The following is a 19,135-nucleotide window of genomic DNA, read 5'->3' as shown; positions in this document are numbered from 1 at the left end:
AACTATAAATAATCAAACCAAATCAACATGAAAAAGATTACTCTTTTCTTAGTAGCAGGTGTAGCAACACTGTATTACCAGAATGTATTTGCACAGGAAGTTACACAGGATTCCACCAGAAGTGCAGCCATAGACCAAGTTGTGATTACGGGTTCATCCCGGCCAAAATCAAAGTTGGAATCTGCAACAGCAATTTCAACTTTTACGGCGAAAGAAATTCAAAAACAAAATCCAATTTCAACTGCCGCTTTGTTGCAAAGAGTTCCGGGTTTTGCGGTCGAAACTTCCGGTGGAGAAGTCGGAAATAACCTTTTCGCAAGAGGTATTCCTTCTGCAGGAGCGTATGAATTTGTGCAGGTTCAGGAAGATGGACTTCCGGTTTTCGAAGATGGCGCTTTGCAATTTGCCAATGCGGATAATTTTTTCCGGGTTGACAATTCCATCAGTCGGCTGGAAGCGCTGAGAGGAGGAACAGGATCTATTTTTGCCACAAATTCTCCGGGCGGTTTGATCAATTTTATTTCAAAAGAAGGAACGAACGTTTTTAGAGGGGTCGCAAAGTTAGAAACAGGCTCTTATGGCTTAATGAGAACGGATTTAAATGTTGGTGGTGCATTGATTGAGAATAAATTATTTTTTAATGTTGGCGGTTTTTATAGAATTGATAGTGGCATTAGAAAAACAGGTTTTAAAGCCAATAATGGTGGGCAAATTAAAATGAATTTAAAATATGTCTTTGATAAAGGATATGCGAAAGTGTACTACAAAAAATTAGATGATCGTAATACTTTTTATTTACCGATTCCATTAACGAATGATCTGGAGGAATTTCCGGGTTTTGATGCAAATTATGGAACGTACAGTTACCGTACAATCAGCAAATTAAATATTCCACAAGCTGGAGGAGGTTTTTTCAAAAGAGATCTTGAAGACGGAATTCACCCCAAAATGGATGTTTTTGGTGCAGAATTTAAATACGATCTGGGAAGTAATTTTAGTGTCATTAATAAAACAAGATATACCAATATCGATTTAAGTTATACAGGAATTTTCCCGGCTGGAGGACCAACTCTTGCGAATGATTTTGCAAGTGGCTACGGAATTGCCGCTGGGAATGCTCAGTATTCTTTAGTAGGTGGTGGACAGATCGTAAGTCCTCAATATGTTCAGAAATTAGGATTTTGGGCGATTAATAAACAGATGACCAATTTTGTAAATGATCTGCAGTTTAATTATAAATTAGAAAACGGTAATCTTACGGCAGGTTTTTATAAATCCAACTGGAAATCTAATCAATACTGGAACTGGAGTAATATTTTAGTCACTGCGACCGATCGTCCGGAATTGCTAAATTTGGTAGATCAATCGCTTACTCCAAATTCTGTTGGGTACTCAAAAACCTACAATGGCGTCACAGAAATGTCTTTCCTTTTAAGAGATTCTCAAACACAGGGAAGTTTAAATGCAATCTATTTAAATGTTGATTATAACATTACCAATCAATTAAGTTTTAATGGTGGAGCGCGTTACAGCCACGATTTTTACAAAGGTTACAGAGTAAATACAACCTCTGCTAACTTAAATAATTCTGGCTTAACAACCGATGGAACACATGGTTTTTTAACGACAACTGCCGATGATAATATGAGTGTATTGGGCAATCAATATACTTATTGGAGTTATAATGTGGATAAAGTGTCCTATACAGCCGCTTTAAATTATAAAATAAATACTCAAAATGCGGTATATGCGCGTTTTTCCCATGGTTTTAGATCGCCAAATGAAGAAGCGTATTACAATAATATCGATGATCTAACTGCTTTGAAACCGGCTTTGACCAATCAAATTGAATTGGGATATAAATATTATTCTCCTTCGTTTGATATTGGCGTAATTCCATTTTATTCTACGCTGAAAAATCTATCTTTTACCGATGTCTTCTCTGACGGATCTTCTGAAAATAAATTCGCAGATACCAATAATATCGGGGTAGAGATTGAAGGTTTTGCAAAACTTTTCAATAATATTTTGGAAATTACTTTTAACGGGACCATTCAAAGTCCGAAATATAAAAAATTTACCGGGACAAATGGCGACGGAAGCACTTTTGATTACGATAGTAATTTTGTAAGAAGGATTCCGAAATTATATTTTAATATTTCTCCGGCAGTGAATATCACCAAAGAATGGAGAACGTATGTAAGTTATAATTATTACGGAAAACGTTTTCAAAATGAAGCGAACGACGAGAATTTTTCTTTGCCACAATTTAGTGAGGTTGGTGCAGGAACATCATATCAATTAGGAAAAGTAAGATTTGCAGTTGATGCGACCAATGTTTTCAACACCATCGGAATTACAGAAGGCGATCCAAGATCTACCGATGCGGGAGGCTCTAATGTAAGAATGGCGCGACCAATTTTGGGAGCCGCTGTTAGAGGATCTATCACTTTGGATTTTTAAAAATTTCTTATTAAATTTTTTCAAAACCAGTCAATTTATTTGGCTGGTTTTTTTGAATCTCACTTTATTACAGGCAAAATAATCAACTTTCTTGGAGAAACTTTTTTTGAGATCGTTTCAAATTCCACTGGTTTATTATAAAAATGATAAAGTTCTTCTAAAAATCAACATCTTACATTTGTGTAATCAAAAAATATTCTTAATTTTGCAGTCCGAAATGTAAAGTAGTTAGATGAGATAACGCTTTGCAGATTTATAAATGCTTCCACATTCATAAATTTCTTAATTTTTAAAAAATCAAAATGGCTAAAAAAGTCTTTAAAATGGTTAAGCTCCAAGTAAAAGGAGGAGCAGCAAACCCATCTCCACCAGTAGGTCCAGCATTAGGTTCTGCAGGGGTGAATATTATGGAGTTTTGTAAGCAATTTAACGGAAGAACTCAAGACAAACCGGGACAAGTTTTACCTGTAGTAATTACAGTATACGAAGACAAATCATTTGAATTCGCAATTAAAACTCCTCCGGCTGCAATCCAACTTTTAGATGCCTCTAAGCAGAAAAAAGGTTCAGGAGAGCCAAACCGAATCAAAGTAGGTTCTGTATCTTGGGATCAGGTTAAAAAAATTGCCGAAGACAAAATGGTAGATCTTAATTGCTTTACATTAGATGGTGCTCTTACAATGGTTGCCGGAACTGCAAGATCTATGGGATTAAAAGTAACAGGAACTAAACCAACTAACGCTTAAAACTTATAGATATGGCAAAAGTAACAAAAAAGCAAAAAGAAGCTTTAAGCAAATTAGAAAAAAATAAAGTTTACACTCTAGACGAAGCTTCTGCTTTGGTAAAAGAAGTAAACACTGCAAAATTCGACGCTTCTGTTGATTTAGCAGTTAGATTAGGAGTTGATCCTAGAAAAGCCAACCAAATGGTAAGAGGCGTAGTTTCTCTTCCGCACGGTACTGGTAAAGATGTAAAAGTTTTGGCATTGGTAACTCCTGACAAAGAAGCGGAAGCTAAAGAAGCAGGTGCAGATTACGTAGGTCTTGACGAATATTTACAGAAAATTAAAGATGGTTGGACCGATGTTGATGTGATTGTAACAATGCCTGCAGTAATGGGTAAGTTAGGTCCATTAGGTAGAGTTTTAGGACCAAGAGGTTTAATGCCTAATCCAAAATCCGGTACCGTAACTATGGATATTGGTAAAGCAGTAGCTGAAGTAAAAGCAGGTAAAATTGATTTTAAAGTAGACAAGTACGGTATCATCCACGCAGGAATTGGTAAAGTATCTTTCGACGCTGCAAAAATTAAAGAAAATGCTGCTGAATTAATTCAGACTTTGATCAAATTGAAACCAACAGCATCCAAAGGTATTTATGTAAGAAGCATTTATTTGTCTTCTACCATGAGTCCAGGTATTGCAATTGATACTAAATCTGTAAACTAAAATCTGAAGAACAATGACAAAAGAAGATAAAGTATTAGTAATACAAGATATAAAAGGAATGTTACAGGACGCGAAAGTGGTTTACGTAGCAAATCTTGAAGGAATGAATGCTGCTGCAACTTCAGATTTCAGAAGACAGGCATTTAAGCAAAATATTACAATGAAAGTTGTAAAAAACACCTTGCTACAAAAAGCAATGGAACAAATGGAAGGTAATGTAGATTACTCAGAAATGTTCCCGTCTTTCAAAGGAAACACTGCTTTAATGATTTCTGAAACAGCGAACGCTCCCGCTAAGTTGATTCAGGGATTCAGAAAAAAAGCTGAAGTTCCATCTTTGAAATCTGCTTATTTGCAAGACACATTCTACGTAGGTGACGAAAATTTAGCAGCACTTGTTAACATTAAGTCCAGAGAAGAAATGATTGGTGAAATCATCACATTGCTTCAATCGCCACTTAGAAATGTACTTTCTGCGCTTCAAAACAAACCGGACACTACAGAAGCGAAAGCGGACGAAGCTGCTCCAGTTGCTGAAGAAGTGAAAACAGAAGAAACTCCAGCTGCAGAAACTGCTCCAGAAGCAAGTACTGAAGCTAAAGATGCACCAAGTGCAGAGTAATTAGACTCAAAACAAATCAAAATAAATCGTTCAACAATTAAAACATTATTAAAATGTCAGATTTAAAAAACTTAGCGGAAACGCTTGTAAACCTTACTGTAAAAGACGTAAACGAATTAGCTACTATCCTTAAGGATGAGTACGGAATCGAACCAGCTGCTGTAGCTGTTGCTGCCGGAGGTGGTGCAGGTGCTGAAGCGGTTGAAGAAAAAACAGAATTCGATGTAATCTTGAAAGCTGCAGGTGCTAGTAAATTAGCAGTTGTAAAATTAGTTAAAGATTTAACTGGTGCAGGTCTTAAAGAAGCTAAAGATATGGTAGATACAGCTCCGACTGCTATCAAAGAAGGCGTTTCTAAAGACGAAGCTGAAGCTTTGAAAAAACAATTAGAAGATGCAGGTGCTGAAGTAGAAATTAAATAATTTCTTATTCAAGCCTACGCTTAAATATAAAGCCGGTTCCCATTGGGAGCCGGCTTTTTTTGTTTAGCTCAATTTTATAAGATAAATACCAGAGATTTACTGGTTTCAAAATTTGATTTTTTATAAGTTTTTTTTGATGACTAAATAAGCGAAATATGCTTTCAAAGGAATAAGTTATTCCAGGTGTATGTGAACCCAACGCAAAGTATCTTTTGTAGTTTTTTTTGAAGATTTTATTCACAGATAATAGTCTAGTTCACACCTAATTATAATCTTTAAGTATTGCGAACGATTTTTATATTTTGAATTCTACATTTTTTTCTAAGGGTGTTTTGACCCTTTATACAATAGCCTGAATTTTTATAGAGTAATCTATCTTTTTTTTCTTATTTTTGCCACAGATTACTTCTGTGAAAAAGAAATCTAACACAACACAAACACAATTTTGAAAAAGAATTCATACACTGTACCTTTAGGGATACAGCATTTTAAGCCGTACACGCTGCGCTTAATTGCCGTTTTTCTATTATCACTATTTTGCAATACGCAAGTGAATGGTGCTGTTGTAGATAGCGCTATTGTTCAAAAAGATCCACAAGCCATTATTTATGTTTCCGCTGGTGCAGTAGTCGCTGGAACTTCTCAGTTTTCTAATGCTCGCATTGTCGAAATTCAAGGTGATTCCCCTTCCAAAAAAATTCTAAAAGAAAAATCAGCAGATACTGGACTTGCTAAGCAATTAGTCGCAAAGAAAGAAGCCAACGATCAATCCTTAAAATTACTGCAGGAAAAGATTAATAAGAAAGTTAAAAATTCTTTTTATTCATCTTCTCAAGATAATGAATCGCTAAAATTTGCAAAATCTAAACTCGATCTTTCTGCTGTAACCGCTGATACGTCTTCCTTTAAATTCTCCTACGCATTTGTGTCAAGTACACTTTTGCTGAACATATATCGCGCGCAGATTTTGAAGCAAAAATACTGTACCTCTCTGTCTTATTTACAGTTTGGTAAATTCAGAAGTTCATCTCTTCGGGCACCGCCAGTATTTCTTTAATATTTTTCGATTTCCAATTCCTGAGATAACACAATTGTTTTAAAATTGTGTAAAACTATTTCATTGAACTGAGTAAACCCAACTATTAAAACTAGCGTAAAAACTTGATATTCAAGTTATTACTCAACCATCTCCCCCATTAATTATTATCACAACACAAAATTATATAATGAAAAAACAAATGATTCAATTCAAAAAAACTGCCATTAAACTGGCATTTGGAACACTGCTAATGTTAGCTGCAGGCGCTTCCCAGATTAATGCACAAACCGTTGAAAGCTCAGCAAGAGGAGGCAAGAATGAGATACCTACCGAATTTCTTTCCGCTACTGAATTTACTGTAAATAAAACAGCAAACCCAGTCCTGGCATTTGACGCTGCAACACCTTATTTTGAGGAATTGAGCATCGTAGATGGAACTAATAAACCATTACAAAGTGTGATCGCTACAAATTTGACCGATGCTAACAATACAATCGTTAAGCGTGAATTTAATTTTTCCGCAGTAACGCCTGGAACTTATTTTGCAAAAGGGGTGCTCACCGGTACGCTCGTTTACTACCAAATTGAAGTAAATAATTAGTAACAAAAAAATTTTAAACACTTACAAATGAAACATCTATATTTTAAACTTAAAGACTACCAGGTCCGCTTTTCACTAAGCATGACGTTGGTGTTGCTTTTTAGCTCGTTAGGTTTTGCGCAGATCAACACCGTTCTAAATACCCAAATAAATGGTGAACTTACCGCTGTAGCGCGTGGTTCCCTTTCGTCCTCTTATAATATCACGTTACCTAAACCTGTTGGAGCTACTACAGTAAATAAAGTATTCATCTATTATGCTCACACGCTTCTTACGGGTTCGGAGTTAGGAGCAAATGCCATTACAGTTAATGGTGTTAATCCGAATTTAAGTACTTACACTGCCTCAGGTAGTTCTCTTGTGGGATATACCCGTTATGCCGAAGTGAGCACCACCGCAACCGCTTTTGTCAATACCTTAAATACGCTTACAGCCGGAACAACCACTGCAGTAACTATAAATGAGGGAATCAACTCGGCAAAAATTGATGGGGTAGGAATTTTAGTTTTATGGAATGTCCCATCAAAACCACTGGGTAGATTTGTTATCCAAATGGGTACATTAATTACCGGACCACTTCCAGCTTCTCAATCATTCACCGTAAACGCGATCAATAAAACATTGCCTGGCTTCAGTGCAACAATGGGAGTGGGAATTAGTTTTTCCACCGGGGACTTTAACGGGAATTATCAATTATCACAATTAAAGATCGGTGCGGCAACTCCTACTGCAATAGTTACGAGTAACGCCGGAGGTTATGATGATGGTGTGCTTGCGAATGGAGCTTTGATCACACTGGGTGGTTATGGAGACAGCCCGACGACGAATAATGCAGATGAACTGTACGATGTTGCTTCATTTTTAACAAATGGACAGACTCAGATTTCTTACAGCTTGTTAGATGTTGATAATGTTTATGATGATTATATTAATGTTGTCTATTTTACGAGTACTGGTATTAGCTCACCATGTTTGGCGGGAACTGTTGCACCTGCATTAAGTGCTACTGCAATAAGCAATATTTGCCCCGCTACTACAGCAGATTTAACTGTCATTACTGCGACTAACAAACCGGTAGGAACCACACTTACTTTTCATACAGGAGCCACCGCTACTACTGCAAATTTAATTTCAGGAACAGCAGTAACTGCCGGCACTTACTATGCGTCATTTTATGATTCTGTAGGAAATTGTTACAGTCCGACAACAATGATTACAGTAACCATTAATCCATGTTTCTGTTATAATCTGCCGAATACCACAGCCGCCGGTTCAGATACGCAACACGGTATTACTTTATTACAAAGAGCAGGTGGAGCAAGCACAGATTGGCCAATGGTTAGAAAGTCTGCACTCAGCGCTTTAGAATCCAATGCAAAAGGTTTTGTGATTTCAAGAATGACTACCATTCAGATTACCGGAATTATTTCTCCACAAGAGGGTATGATGGTTTACGACACTGATTTAAAATGTCTTAAATTAAATACAACTGGAACAAGTACGGGCTGGAGTTGTTTTAATACTCCTGCTTGTCCGTAATAAATAAAAAAAATAATTTCACAAAATTTACAAAATGAAAAATATATTCACGATCATACTACTGGCAGCGATCACGAGCATTAACGCTCAGGTCATTATCGGAGATGCCACAGGAACGGCCTCGACCAAAACTTCCGTGTTGTTAGAGTTTGCAGCAGGGCAAAATAAAGGACTAATTGTTCCTTATGTAAGAACACTTCCAACTGGATCAGCTTTGGTTGGCGGAGCAATTATCTTGGATGCGACAAATGCCACCACGGCAAGAATGAAATTTTATAACGGAACAACATGGGTGGACTTAAGTGGTCAAGATGCAAACGTTACTTCATCTTTAGCCAGTCAGCCTGCTACATCTGCCTTGGAAACTGGCGCCAAATCAATTATTGGAGCCAACAGTTCAAGTGCGAATGGCGTCTTGGTATTAGAATCGACAACTAAAGCGATGGTTTTACCCACTGTTATGGACGTCAATAATGTTTTAAGTCCCTCTCCAGGAATGATGGTTTATGTGAAAGGGGTAACTCCAAATTTTAACAAACGTTTAGCTGTTTTCAATGGCAACAAATGGAGTTTTTGGAAACCCTAGAATTCTAAAGTAATATTAAACCGGTTCATTAATGAGCCGGTTTTTTGTAAAAACGAGATAAAAATCAAAATTTTTAATTGAAAAAAGAGCCACTTCAATTTATTTTGAAGTGGCTCTTTCTATATTTAAAGTCAAATTAATTTTTCAAGAAATCAACCAGAATTTTATTCAGTTCTTCTGCATGCGTTACATTTAGACCATGGGGCGCATCTGCTATTATTTTGAAAACATTATTCGAAATTCCTTCCGCAGCTTGTTTTCCGGCCGTGTCAATAGGAACAATTTGATCTGCATCTCCGTGAACGATCAAAGTTCGCACGGTTACATTTTTCAACTCTGATCTAAAATCTGTTCCAGCCCAACTTTCTGCAGTTTTCACCGTGGCAAGTGGAGAAGCGTGGGAGGAAATACTCCAGTCGTAGTGCAATTGTTGATCACTCACAGAATGTTTCAACATTCCAAAATTGTAGAAGTTTTTATGAAATCCTGCCAGAAAAGTCACGCGGTCTTTTTTAACCTGATCCAGAATCCCCATCAGATCTTTTTCCGGAACGCCGGCTGGATTATCATCCGTCTGTTTCACAATTGGAATAATAGAAGAAATTAAAGCAATCTTATCTACATTTTCGGTACCGTATTTTGTAAGATATCGAACTACTTCACCGCCACCCATTGAGAATCCGAAAAGAATAACGTTCTTAAGTTCAAGTTCGGTGATGATTTCGTGCAAGTCTGCAGCCAGACCATCGTAATCGTAACCTTTGTTAGAAACTGAAGATTTTCCGAAACCTTTTCTGTCGTAAGCAATAACTCTGAAACCTGCTTCTACGAGTACAGGAATCTGTAATTCCCAGGACTTACTGCTCAGTGGCCAGCCGTGAATTAAGATGATTGGCTGCCCAGAGCCGAAGTCTTCATAATAAAATTGTTGATTGGTGTCACTTTTTGATTGAATGTATGGCATTTTTTGAATTTTTATTGTTAATATTACAATCAAGATTTACGCCACCAGATTTTTAAAATATTTCGAGGCAAAAACATTACCTTTATTTAGGCTAAGCAGTTCACTTATACGATTATTATTTCTATTATCCATAATATTATCGTACATTTGCAGTCCTGTTTGAAGCCAATTATCATATTATCTATTGAAAATCAATAACTTACTCTTTTATTCGTTTAAAAGGGTTTCGTCGTTTTCTCACTAGATCTTTATAGTTCTCTTCTTTCAGAAAAAATATTTTGCATTACCCCGTGAAAAGATATACCGGTGTTGCAGTTAGGGCTCAGATTAGAGACTAACAGATTGGAGATCAGAGATTTTACAATACTGGAAAAAAGGTAGGGCTTCAAACACCATTCTATATCTTTTGATTCAGAGCTTTAAATCTATTCTCTCTCGTCTATTCTCTTTTAATCTAAATCCTGATATTTTTTAAACAAAATATTTTTTAACCCTTCATTCTTTAAAATTTTTATGAGTAAATCTAAAGCAGTCGCTAAAACTCAGGGAACCGAAAGAATCAACTTTTCCGTAGCAAAAGGAAAAATTGAAACTCCTGACTTTTTGGACATTCAGATCCAATCTTTCAAAGATTTTTTCCAGTTGGATACCCTTCCGGAGCAGAGACTCAACGAATCTCTGTACAAAACCTTTCAAGAAAATTTCCCAATTACCGATTCCAGAAACAATTTTGTTCTAGAATTTTTGGATTATTTGGTAGATTCCCCACGATACTCGATCGACGAGTGTGTGGAAAGAGGATTGACGTATTCAGTTCCTCTAAAAGCCCGTCTTAAATTGTATTGTACTGACCCTGAACATGAAGACTTTCAGACCGTTGTACAGGACGTTTATTTAGGTCCGGTTCCTTATATGACACCTTCAGGTTCATTTATTATTAATGGGGCCGAACGTGTTATTGTAACTCAATTACACCGATCTCCGGGTGTGTTCTTTGGTCAGACTTATCACGCCAACGGAACTAAATTGTATTATTCCAGAATTATTCCTTTCAAAGGATCGTGGATGGAATTTACAACCGACATTAATAACGTAATGTATGCTTACATCGACCGTAAGAAAAAATTACCGTTAACGACTTTATTAAGAGCAATCGGATTCGAATCCGATAAAGATATCCTTCAGATTTTTGACCTTGCCGAAGAAGTGAAAGTTTCTAAAGCAGCGCTGAAAAAAGTAGAAGGCCGTACTTTGGCTGCGAGAGTTTTGAACACCTGGTTTGAAGATTTCGTGGATGAAGACACTGGTGAAGTAGTTTCTATTGAAAGAAACGAGATCATCTTAGATAGAGAGACCATTCTTGAAAAAGAACATTTAGATCTTATTCTTGAAGCAGGTGTGAAATCAATTTTGATCCACAAAGAAAATTCTAATGAATTCTCTATCATTCAGAACACGTTACAAAAAGATCCAACCAACTCCGAAAAAGAAGCGGTTGAATATATTTACCGTCAGTTGCGTAACGCAGATCCACCCGATGAAGAAACAGCAAGAGGAATTATCGAAAAATTATTCTTCTCTGAGCAACGTTATTCATTAGGAGAAGTTGGTCGTTACCGTTTGAACAAAAAATTAGGATTAAATATTCCTGAAAAAACGGAAGTTTTAACGAAAGAAGATATTATCTCTATCGTTAGACACCTGATCGAATTGGTTAACGCGAAAGCAGAAGTTGATGACATTGATCACTTGTCAAACCGTCGTATTAAAACGGTTGGTGAGCAATTATCTGGTCAGTTCAGTGTAGGACTTTCAAGAATTGCGAGAACAATTAGAGAAAGAATGAACGTTAGAGATAACGAGATTTTTACTCCGATCGACTTGGTCAACGCAAAAACATTAACCTCTGTAATTAATTCATTCTTTGGAACGAATCAATTGTCTCAGTTCATGGATCAAACCAATCCATTATCAGAAATCACGCACAAGCGTAGACTTTCTGCCCTGGGACCTGGTGGATTATCAAGAGAAAGAGCAGGTTTTGAGGTACGTGACGTTCACCATACGCACTACGGAAGAATTTGCCCGATAGAAACTCCAGAGGGACCAAACATTGGTTTGATCTCTTCTCTAGGGATTTATGCAAAAATTAACAGCTTAGGATTTATCGAAACGCCTTACAGAAAGGTAAACAACGGTAAAGTAGATCTTAAAACTGCTGCTATTTTCTTAAATGCTGAGGATGAAGAAGATAAAGTGATTGCACAGGCCAACGTTGAAATGAAAGAAGATGGTACTATTTCTACAGATAGAGTAATTGCCCGTTTAGATGGTGATTATCCAGTAGTTGAGCCACAACAGGTTGACTTAATTGATGTTGCGCCAAATCAGATTTCTGGTATTTCTGCTTCATTAATTCCATTCCTGGAACATGATGATGCGAACAGAGCCTTGATGGGATCGAATATGATGCGTCAGGCAGTTCCATTATTAAAACCGGAAGCTCCGATTGTTGGAACAGGTTTAGAAAAACAAGTTGCTTCAGATTCCCGTATTTTAATTAATGCGGAAGGAAACGGAACGGTAGAATATGTTGATGCGGTAAAAATTACCATTAAATATGAAAGAAGCGAAGACAGCGATCTTGTATCGTTTGATTCTGCGACTAAATCATATAAACTGACCAAATTCCGTAAGACCAATCAGGGAACAACCATTACTTTAAGACCAAACGTAAGAGTAGGTGACAAAGTAGTAAAAGGTCAGGTTCTTTGTGATGGTTATGCAACTGAAAATGGAGAATTGGCACTTGGACGTAACTTAGTTGTTGCCTTCATGCCTTGGAAAGGATACAACTTTGAGGATGCAATCGTTATTAACGAAAAAGTAGTTCGCGAAGACTGGTTTACTTCTATCCACGTTGATGAATATTCTCTGGAAGTTCGGGATACCAAATTAGGTATGGAAGAACTAACAGCAGATATTCCAAACGTTTCAGAAGAAGCAACCAAAGATTTAGATGAAAACGGAATGATCAGAATTGGAGCCGATGTAAAACCTGGCGACATTATGATTGGTAAGATTACTCCAAAAGGAGAATCAGATCCAACTCCGGAAGAAAAATTATTGAGAGCGATTTTTGGAGACAAAGCCGGAGACGTAAAAGATGCTTCATTAAAAGCAGATTCATCGTTGAGAGGAGTTGTCATCAACAAAAAATTATTCTCAAGAAATATCAAAGACAAAAAGAAAAGATCTGAAGAGAAATTGAAACTTGAAGAAATCGAAAACACGTACAAAGCGAAATTCGACGAATTAAGAAATTTACTTTTAGAAAAATTAGGAACACTTGTTAACGGTAAAACGTCTCAGGGTGTAAATAATGATCTTGATGAAGAAATCATCGGGAAAGGAGTGAAATTTACTACAAAATTACTTCAATCTGTTGAAGATTATGTAAATGTAAGTGGAGCAGACTGGACGGTTGATGCAGAAAGAAATGAGTTGATCAAGCAATTGATCCACAACTTCAAAATTAAGTCCAATGACTTGAACGGTGTTAAAAACCGTGAGAAGTTTGCAATCTCTATCGGAGATGAACTACCTGCAGGAATCATCAAACTGGCGAAAGTATATGTTGCTAAGAAACGTAAACTGAACGTTGGTGATAAAATGGCAGGTCGTCACGGTAACAAAGGAATTGTATCCAGAATTGTACGTGAAGAAGATATGCCGTTCCTTGAAGATGGAACTCCGGTTGATATCGTATTGAATCCACTGGGTGTACCTTCCCGTATGAATATTGGTCAGATCTATGAAACCGTTTTAGGATGGGCTGGTCAAAAACTAGGATTGAAATTTGCAACGCCGATTTTCGATGGTGCAAACATCGATCAGATCACAGAATATACGAAGCAAGCGGGTCTTCCGGAATTTGGTAGCACTTATCTTTATGATGGTGGTACCGGAGACAGATTCTCTCAACCAGCAACCGTTGGAATCATTTACATGTTGAAATTAGGTCACATGGTTGATGATAAAATGCACGCACGTTCAATTGGACCTTATTCATTGATTACGCAGCAACCTTTGGGTGGTAAAGCGCAGTTTGGTGGACAAAGATTTGGTGAGATGGAAGTTTGGGCATTGGAAGCATTTGGTGCTTCGAATATCCTTAGAGAAATCTTAACTGTGAAATCCGATGACGTGATTGGTAGAGCTAAAACTTACGAAGCAATTGCAAAAGGAGAAGCAATGCCTGAACCAGGTATTCCGGAATCCTTCAATGTATTGTTACATGAGTTGCAAGGACTTGGTCTTGATGTAAGACTTGAGGAATAGACTAGAGACTATTAGACATGAGACAAGAGATTTTAAAGTCTCTTAATCTCCACTCTCTCTATCTTTTAATCTAAATAAAATCAAATGTCAAATAAAAATAAAACAAGTAATTTTACTAAAATTACGATCGGTCTTGCTTCTCCGGAGAATATCCTACAGGATTCCCGTGGTGAAGTTCTAAAGCCCGAAACAATTAATTACCGTACGCACAAGCCGGAAAGAGATGGTCTTTTCTGCGAGAAAATTTTCGGTCCTGTGAAGGATTACGAATGTGCATGTGGGAAATACAAAAGAATCCGATACAAAGGAATCGTTTGTGACCGTTGTGGAGTAGAAGTTACTGAGAAAAAAGTGCGTAGAGAAAGAATCGGACATATTGGTTTGGTTGTTCCTGTAGCTCACATTTGGTACTTCCGTTCTTTACCGAACAAAATTGGTTACATGTTAGGATTGCCTTCTAAGAAACTCGACATGATCATTTATTATGAAAGATATGTCGTGATTCAGCAAGGTATCGCAAAAAGAGCCGATGGTGCTGATTTCGATGATAAAGAATTTTTAACAGAAGAAGAATATCTTGATATTTTAGAAACACTTCCTGCTGAAAATCAGTATCTTGATGATTCCGATCCGAATAAATTCATCGCCAAAATGGGTGCTGAAGCGGTTGAGCAATTATTAAGCAGAATCGATCTTGACGCATTGTCTTTCGACTTACGTCACAAAGCACACAACGAATCTTCTAAACAAAGAAGAACTGAAGCATTAAAAAGACTAAACGTTGTAGAAGCAATCAGAGGTGCTAATACGAGAATGGTGAACCGTCCGGAATGGATGATTATGCGTGTTCTTCCAGTAATTCCACCAGAATTGAGACCATTGGTTCCACTGGATGGAGGTCGATTCGCAACTTCAGATTTAAATGATCTTTACCGTCGTGTAATCATCAGAAACAACCGTTTGAAAAGACTTTTGGAAATTAAAGCTCCTGAAGTAATTCTTCGTAACGAAAAAAGAATGTTGCAGGAATCTGTAGATTCATTATTCGATAACACAAGAAAATCATCAGCGGTAAAATCTGAATCAAACAGACCATTGAAATCACTTTCAGATTCATTGAAAGGGAAGCAAGGTCGTTTCCGTCAGAATTTACTTGGAAAACGTGTGGATTATTCAGCGCGTTCCGTAATTGTTGTAGGACCAAACTTGAAATTGCACGAATGTGGAATTCCAAAAGACATGGCTGCAGAATTATACAAACCGTTTATCATTAGAAAACTAATTGAAAGAGGAATTGTAAAAACTGTAAAATCTGCAAAAAGAATCATCGACAGAAAAGAACCTGTTGTTTATGATATCTTAGAAGGTATTATGAAAGGTCACCCTGTACTTTTGAACAGAGCACCTACTTTGCACAGATTAGGAATCCAGGCATTCCAGCCAAAAATGATCGAAGGAAAAGCAATTCAACTTCACCCATTGGTAACCACTGCATTTAATGCGGATTTTGATGGGGATCAAATGGCGGTGCATTTACCTTTAGGACCGGAAGCTATTTTGGAAGCACAATTGCTAATGTTAGGTTCTCAGAATATCTTGAATCCTGCAAATGGATCACCGATTACCGTTCCTTCTCAGGATATGGTTTTGGGTCTTTATTTCATGACCAAAGAGTTAGCTTCAACAGAAGACAAGAAAGTATTAGGTGAAGGCTTAACTTTCTATTCTCCGGAAGAAGTAGAGATCGCTTATGCTGAAGGAATGGTAGCATTGAACGCAAAAGTGAGATGTAGATTGCCGATCAAAACAGAAGAAGGAATCGTTACTCAACTAACGGAAACGGTTGTAGGTAGAATTTTATTCAACCAGATCGTACCGAAAGAATCCGGTTACGTTAATGAACTTTTAACCAAGAAATCATTAAGAAACGTAATTGGACGCGTTTTAGCGGATACCGATTTCCCAACAACTGTACGTTTCCTGGATGACATGAAGGACTTAGGTTATTCAAATGCATTTAAAGGAGGATTATCATTTAGTTTAGGTGATATTGCGATTCCTGAAGAGAAAAAAGGAATGATCGCAAGTGCAGTAGAAAATGTAGATGAGATTAAGGCCAATTATAACATGGGTCTTATCACAGATACAGAAAGATATAACCAGGTAATTGACGTTTGGACCAATACCAACGCAGGGTTAACCGAGATGATCATGAGCAGAATGAAAACCGATCAAGGTGGGTTCAATTCAGTTTATATGATGCTTGATTCCGGAGCAAGGGGTTCCAAAGAGCAGATTCGTCAGCTTTCAGGAATGCGTGGATTGATGGCGAAACCTCAAAAAGCGGGTTCTACAGGAGCTGAGATTATTGAAAATCCAATTGTAGCCAACTTTAAGGAAGGTTTATCAATTTTGGAATACTTTATCTCTACTCACGGTGCTCGTAAAGGTCTTGCGGATACCGCTCTAAAAACTGCCGATGCTGGTTATTTGACCAGAAGATTGGTAGATGTTGCACAGGATGTGATCATTACTGAAAACGATTGTGGAACTTTAAGAGGTACTGAAATTACGCCATTGAAGAAAAATGACGAGATCGTTGAAAGAATCTCTGAGCGTATTTTAGGTAGAGTTTCTCTTCACAATATTTATGACCCGGAAACGGATGAAATTATTGTTGAAGCAGATCAGTTGATTAACGAAGCATTGGCTAAATTAGTTGAAGCAGCAGGAATCGATATGGTGGAAGCTCGTTCACCACTTGTTTGCGAAGCGAAAAAAGGAATCTGTGCGAAATGTTACGGACGTAACTTAGCAACAGGTAAACCAATTCACATGGGTGAAGCAGTAGGAGTTATCGCAGCACAATCTATTGGGGAACCGGGAACTCAGTTAACATTGAGAACTTTCCACCAGGGGGGAACTGCAAGTAATATTACCGAAAACCCATCAATCGTTGCAAGACGAGATGGTATCGTAGAAATGGATGAGGTAAGAACCGTAACTTCAGAAAACGAAGAAGGTAAAAAAGCCGAGATCTTAGTTTCACGTTCCACAGAGTTTCGTTTGGTTGCAGACAATGCAGCAAGAACGCCTTTGATGGTTGCGAATGTACCTTATGGTTCTGAGCTATTAGTGAAACCAGGTGATAAAGTGAAAAAAGGAGATACCATTGCGAAATGGGATCCGTATAATGCGGTAATTATTGCAGAATCTGCTGGTAAAGTAGAGTATGAAGATATTATCCAGGGGATTTCATTCCAGTTGGAAATTGATGAGCAGACAGGTTTCGAAGAGAAAGTAATTTCTGAATCCAGAAACAAGAAAGCTGTACCAACGCTGAAAGTTGTTGATTCCAAAGGAGTTGAGCAAAAAGCGTATAACCTTCCAGTCGGAGCCCACCTTATGGTAAACGACGGGGAGAAAATTAAGTCCGGTAAAGTAATGATCAAGATTCCACGTAAATCTGCAAAATCTGGAGATATTACAGGGGGTCTACCAAGAGTTACCGAATTGTTCGAAGCGAGAAATCCTTCAAACCCAGCAGTAGTAACAGAAATTGATGGTGTTGTATCTTACGGAAAAATCAAAAGAGGAAACCGTGAGCTGATCGTTGAAGCAAAAACTGGAGAGATCTCTAAGTATTTGGTGAAACTATCTAACCAGATTTTAGTACAGGAAAATGACTTCGTAAGAGCAGGTTCCCCACTTTCTGACGGATCAACTACACCAGATGATATCTTGAAAATCAAAGGACCAACTGCCGTACAGGAATATTTGGTAAATGAAATTCAGGAGGTTTACAGACTTCAAGGGGTGAAAATTGATGATAAGCATTTTGAGATTATTGTTCGTCAGATGATGACCAAAGTTTCAATTGTTGATGGTGGAGACACTCACTTCTTAGAAGGAGCTTTAGAGCACAAATATGATTTCTTATTAGAAAATAACAGAGTGTTCGGCTTGAAAGTAGTTGTAGAAGCAGGTGATTCGAAAGATTTCAAACCTGGTCAAATGATTACCACGAAAGAATTAAGAGACGAAAATTCTAAACTGAAGCGTGAAGATCAGGCGTTAGTAGAAGTTCGCGAAGCATTATCTGCAACGGCAACACCGGTATTGCAAGGTATTACAAGAGCGGCACTACAAACCAAATCTTTCATGTCGGCAGCATCGTTCCAGGAAACGACCAAAGTTTTGAACGAAGCAGCAGTTTCAGGAAAAGTCGATTACTTAAGTGGTCTTAAAGAAAACGTAATTGTAGGGCACAGAATTCCTGCAGGAACGGGTCTTAAAGATTACCAGAACGTAATCGTCGGTTCTAAAAAAGAATTCGAAGACATTAACTAAAAAGACTTTAAGATAATAGACCGATAGATGATAGATGAAATAGTTCTATTATCTATTCGTCTATCATCTTTTATCTAAATCTAAAATTTATAATTTTAAAATATTCCAAAAAATGGACAACAATCAAAACCAAAATCAAGATCCAAACAACATCAACATTAACCTTAACGAAATGATTGCCCAGGGAGTTTATTGCAACCTAGCTCTTGTAAATCATTCTCCATCAGAATTCGTTGTAGATTTCATCCAAATGATGCCGGGAGTTCAGCAAGCTAATGTAAGATCAAGAGTAATTCTTGCTCCATTACACGCAAAAAGAGTCTTAACAGCTCTTCAGCAGAACATCACGAACTACGAACAACAATTTGGAGAGATCAAAGAAGTTGAGCCATTCATATTAGGACAAAATAACGTACAGGCATAATTTACCTTTTCAATATAAGAATCCCGATTCATTCATTTGAATCGGGATTTTTTTATGCGGTGTTTTAGAAATACGGAGCAAAAAAGTTTTGGCTATTTTCGAAAACTCCACCCGCTGTCCGCTCTATCTTTTTCTGTCTGCCTTTCGCCAGACAAAAAAAGGATGCCGCTTCCATCGTGGCTAGAATTTCGGGAAGTTTTCTGTTTTACAATGTTAAATTTCGAAATTCTCCATTCTTCAAAATTAGTAATTGTTAAATAAAATTTTATAATCTTAGTTTTCTAATTGTTGTTTTAGGGTGTAAATCAAAAAAACCTCACTTTTTGAAAGTAAG

13 protein-coding genes are annotated in these 19,135 nt (G+C 37.3%); 12 read left to right on the top strand and 1 reads right to left on the bottom strand.

The annotated features are described in order from the left end of the window. The first annotated feature begins 27 nt into the window (after positions 1-27). The 9 genes from ACZ9HT_RS00345 to ACZ9HT_RS00305 all read left to right on the top strand — a co-directional run bounded on the left by ACZ9HT_RS00345 (position 28) and on the right by ACZ9HT_RS00305 (position 8,722). Positions 28-2,463, top strand: coding sequence for a TonB-dependent receptor (locus tag ACZ9HT_RS00345; RefSeq protein ID WP_476038448.1), 2,436 nt, complete (start codon positions 28-30; stop codon positions 2,461-2,463). A 302-nt stretch (positions 2,464-2,765) separates the two neighbouring features. Further along, positions 2,766-3,209: a 50S ribosomal protein L11 gene (rplK, locus tag ACZ9HT_RS00340; RefSeq protein WP_476038447.1), complete on the top strand. Its 444-nt coding sequence runs from the start codon at positions 2,766-2,768 to the stop codon at positions 3,207-3,209. 11 nt (positions 3,210-3,220) lie between these two features. After that, the gene (rplA, locus tag ACZ9HT_RS00335; protein WP_476038446.1) at positions 3,221-3,913 is read left to right on the top strand and encodes a 50S ribosomal protein L1; all 693 of its coding nucleotides are present in this window, start codon (positions 3,221-3,223) and stop codon (positions 3,911-3,913) included. A gap of 13 nt (positions 3,914-3,926) precedes the next feature. Further along, positions 3,927-4,535 (top strand): 50S ribosomal protein L10, encoded by a 609-nt coding sequence (gene rplJ / locus ACZ9HT_RS00330; RefSeq protein ID WP_476038445.1) that lies wholly within the window; start codon positions 3,927-3,929, stop codon positions 4,533-4,535. A 53-nt stretch (positions 4,536-4,588) separates the two neighbouring features. Next, positions 4,589-4,957, top strand: coding sequence for a 50S ribosomal protein L7/L12 (rplL, locus tag ACZ9HT_RS00325; protein WP_476038444.1), 369 nt, complete (start codon positions 4,589-4,591; stop codon positions 4,955-4,957). 445 nt (positions 4,958-5,402) lie between these two features. Continuing rightward, positions 5,403-6,014, top strand: coding sequence for a hypothetical protein (locus tag ACZ9HT_RS00320; RefSeq protein WP_476038443.1), 612 nt, complete (start codon positions 5,403-5,405; stop codon positions 6,012-6,014). 181 nt (positions 6,015-6,195) lie between these two features. Next, the gene (locus ACZ9HT_RS00315; RefSeq protein WP_476038442.1) at positions 6,196-6,597 is read left to right on the top strand and encodes a hypothetical protein; all 402 of its coding nucleotides are present in this window, start codon (positions 6,196-6,198) and stop codon (positions 6,595-6,597) included. Positions 6,598-6,624: 27 nt separating this feature from the next. Continuing rightward, positions 6,625-8,136 carry a hypothetical protein gene (locus ACZ9HT_RS00310; RefSeq protein WP_476038441.1) on the top strand — a complete coding sequence of 504 codons (1,512 nt, stop codon included), beginning with the start codon at positions 6,625-6,627 and terminating at the stop codon, positions 8,134-8,136. 34 nt (positions 8,137-8,170) lie between these two features. Continuing rightward, positions 8,171-8,722, top strand: coding sequence for a hypothetical protein (locus ACZ9HT_RS00305; protein ID WP_476038440.1), 552 nt, complete (start codon positions 8,171-8,173; stop codon positions 8,720-8,722). Between the two features lie 136 nt (positions 8,723-8,858). On the opposite strand, the gene ACZ9HT_RS00300 is transcribed toward ACZ9HT_RS00305, so the two are convergent. After that, positions 8,859-9,686 (bottom strand): alpha/beta fold hydrolase, encoded by an 828-nt coding sequence (locus ACZ9HT_RS00300; RefSeq protein ID WP_476038439.1) that lies wholly within the window; start codon positions 9,684-9,686, stop codon positions 8,859-8,861. A 513-nt stretch (positions 9,687-10,199) separates the two neighbouring features. Between ACZ9HT_RS00300 and rpoB the strand changes: the two genes are divergently transcribed. The 3 genes from rpoB (at position 10,200) to ACZ9HT_RS00285 (ending at position 18,801) form a co-directional block, all read left to right on the top strand. Next, on the top strand, positions 10,200-14,027 hold the full coding sequence (rpoB, locus tag ACZ9HT_RS00295) for a DNA-directed RNA polymerase subunit beta (RefSeq protein ID WP_476038438.1): 3,828 nt from the start codon (positions 10,200-10,202) through the stop codon (positions 14,025-14,027). An 84-nt stretch (positions 14,028-14,111) separates the two neighbouring features. After that, complete coding sequence (gene rpoC, locus ACZ9HT_RS00290; protein WP_476038437.1) at positions 14,112-18,377, top strand: DNA-directed RNA polymerase subunit beta'; 4,266 nt, start codon at positions 14,112-14,114, stop codon at positions 18,375-18,377. A gap of 112 nt (positions 18,378-18,489) precedes the next feature. Then, complete coding sequence (locus tag ACZ9HT_RS00285) at positions 18,490-18,801, top strand: DUF3467 domain-containing protein (protein ID WP_476038436.1); 312 nt, start codon at positions 18,490-18,492, stop codon at positions 18,799-18,801. Positions 18,802-19,135: the final 334 nt, after the last annotated feature.

Source organism: Chryseobacterium sp. UYP7 (assembly GCF_056279225.1).
The sequence above is the reverse complement of the archived record's forward strand: the minus strand, read 5'-3'. Positions and strand labels throughout refer to the sequence as shown.

Coding starts and splice junctions, on each gene's coding strand:
- ACZ9HT_RS00345 (WP_476038448.1), top strand. CDS start 28: ATGAAAAAGATTACTCTTTTCTTAGTAGCAGGTGTAGCAACACTGTAT.
- rplK (WP_476038447.1), top strand. CDS start 2,766: ATGGCTAAAAAAGTCTTTAAAATGGTTAAGCTCCAAGTAAAAGGAGGA.
- rplA (WP_476038446.1), top strand. CDS start 3,221: ATGGCAAAAGTAACAAAAAAGCAAAAAGAAGCTTTAAGCAAATTAGAA.
- rplJ (WP_476038445.1), top strand. CDS start 3,927: ATGACAAAAGAAGATAAAGTATTAGTAATACAAGATATAAAAGGAATG.
- rplL (WP_476038444.1), top strand. CDS start 4,589: ATGTCAGATTTAAAAAACTTAGCGGAAACGCTTGTAAACCTTACTGTA.
- ACZ9HT_RS00315 (WP_476038442.1), top strand. CDS start 6,196: ATGATTCAATTCAAAAAAACTGCCATTAAACTGGCATTTGGAACACTG.
- ACZ9HT_RS00310 (WP_476038441.1), top strand. CDS start 6,625: ATGAAACATCTATATTTTAAACTTAAAGACTACCAGGTCCGCTTTTCA.
- ACZ9HT_RS00305 (WP_476038440.1), top strand. CDS start 8,171: ATGAAAAATATATTCACGATCATACTACTGGCAGCGATCACGAGCATT.
- ACZ9HT_RS00300 (WP_476038439.1), bottom strand. CDS start 9,686: ATGCCATACATTCAATCAAAAAGTGACACCAATCAACAATTTTATTAT.
- rpoB (WP_476038438.1), top strand. CDS start 10,200: ATGAGTAAATCTAAAGCAGTCGCTAAAACTCAGGGAACCGAAAGAATC.
- rpoC (WP_476038437.1), top strand. CDS start 14,112: ATGTCAAATAAAAATAAAACAAGTAATTTTACTAAAATTACGATCGGT.
- ACZ9HT_RS00285 (WP_476038436.1), top strand. CDS start 18,490: ATGGACAACAATCAAAACCAAAATCAAGATCCAAACAACATCAACATT.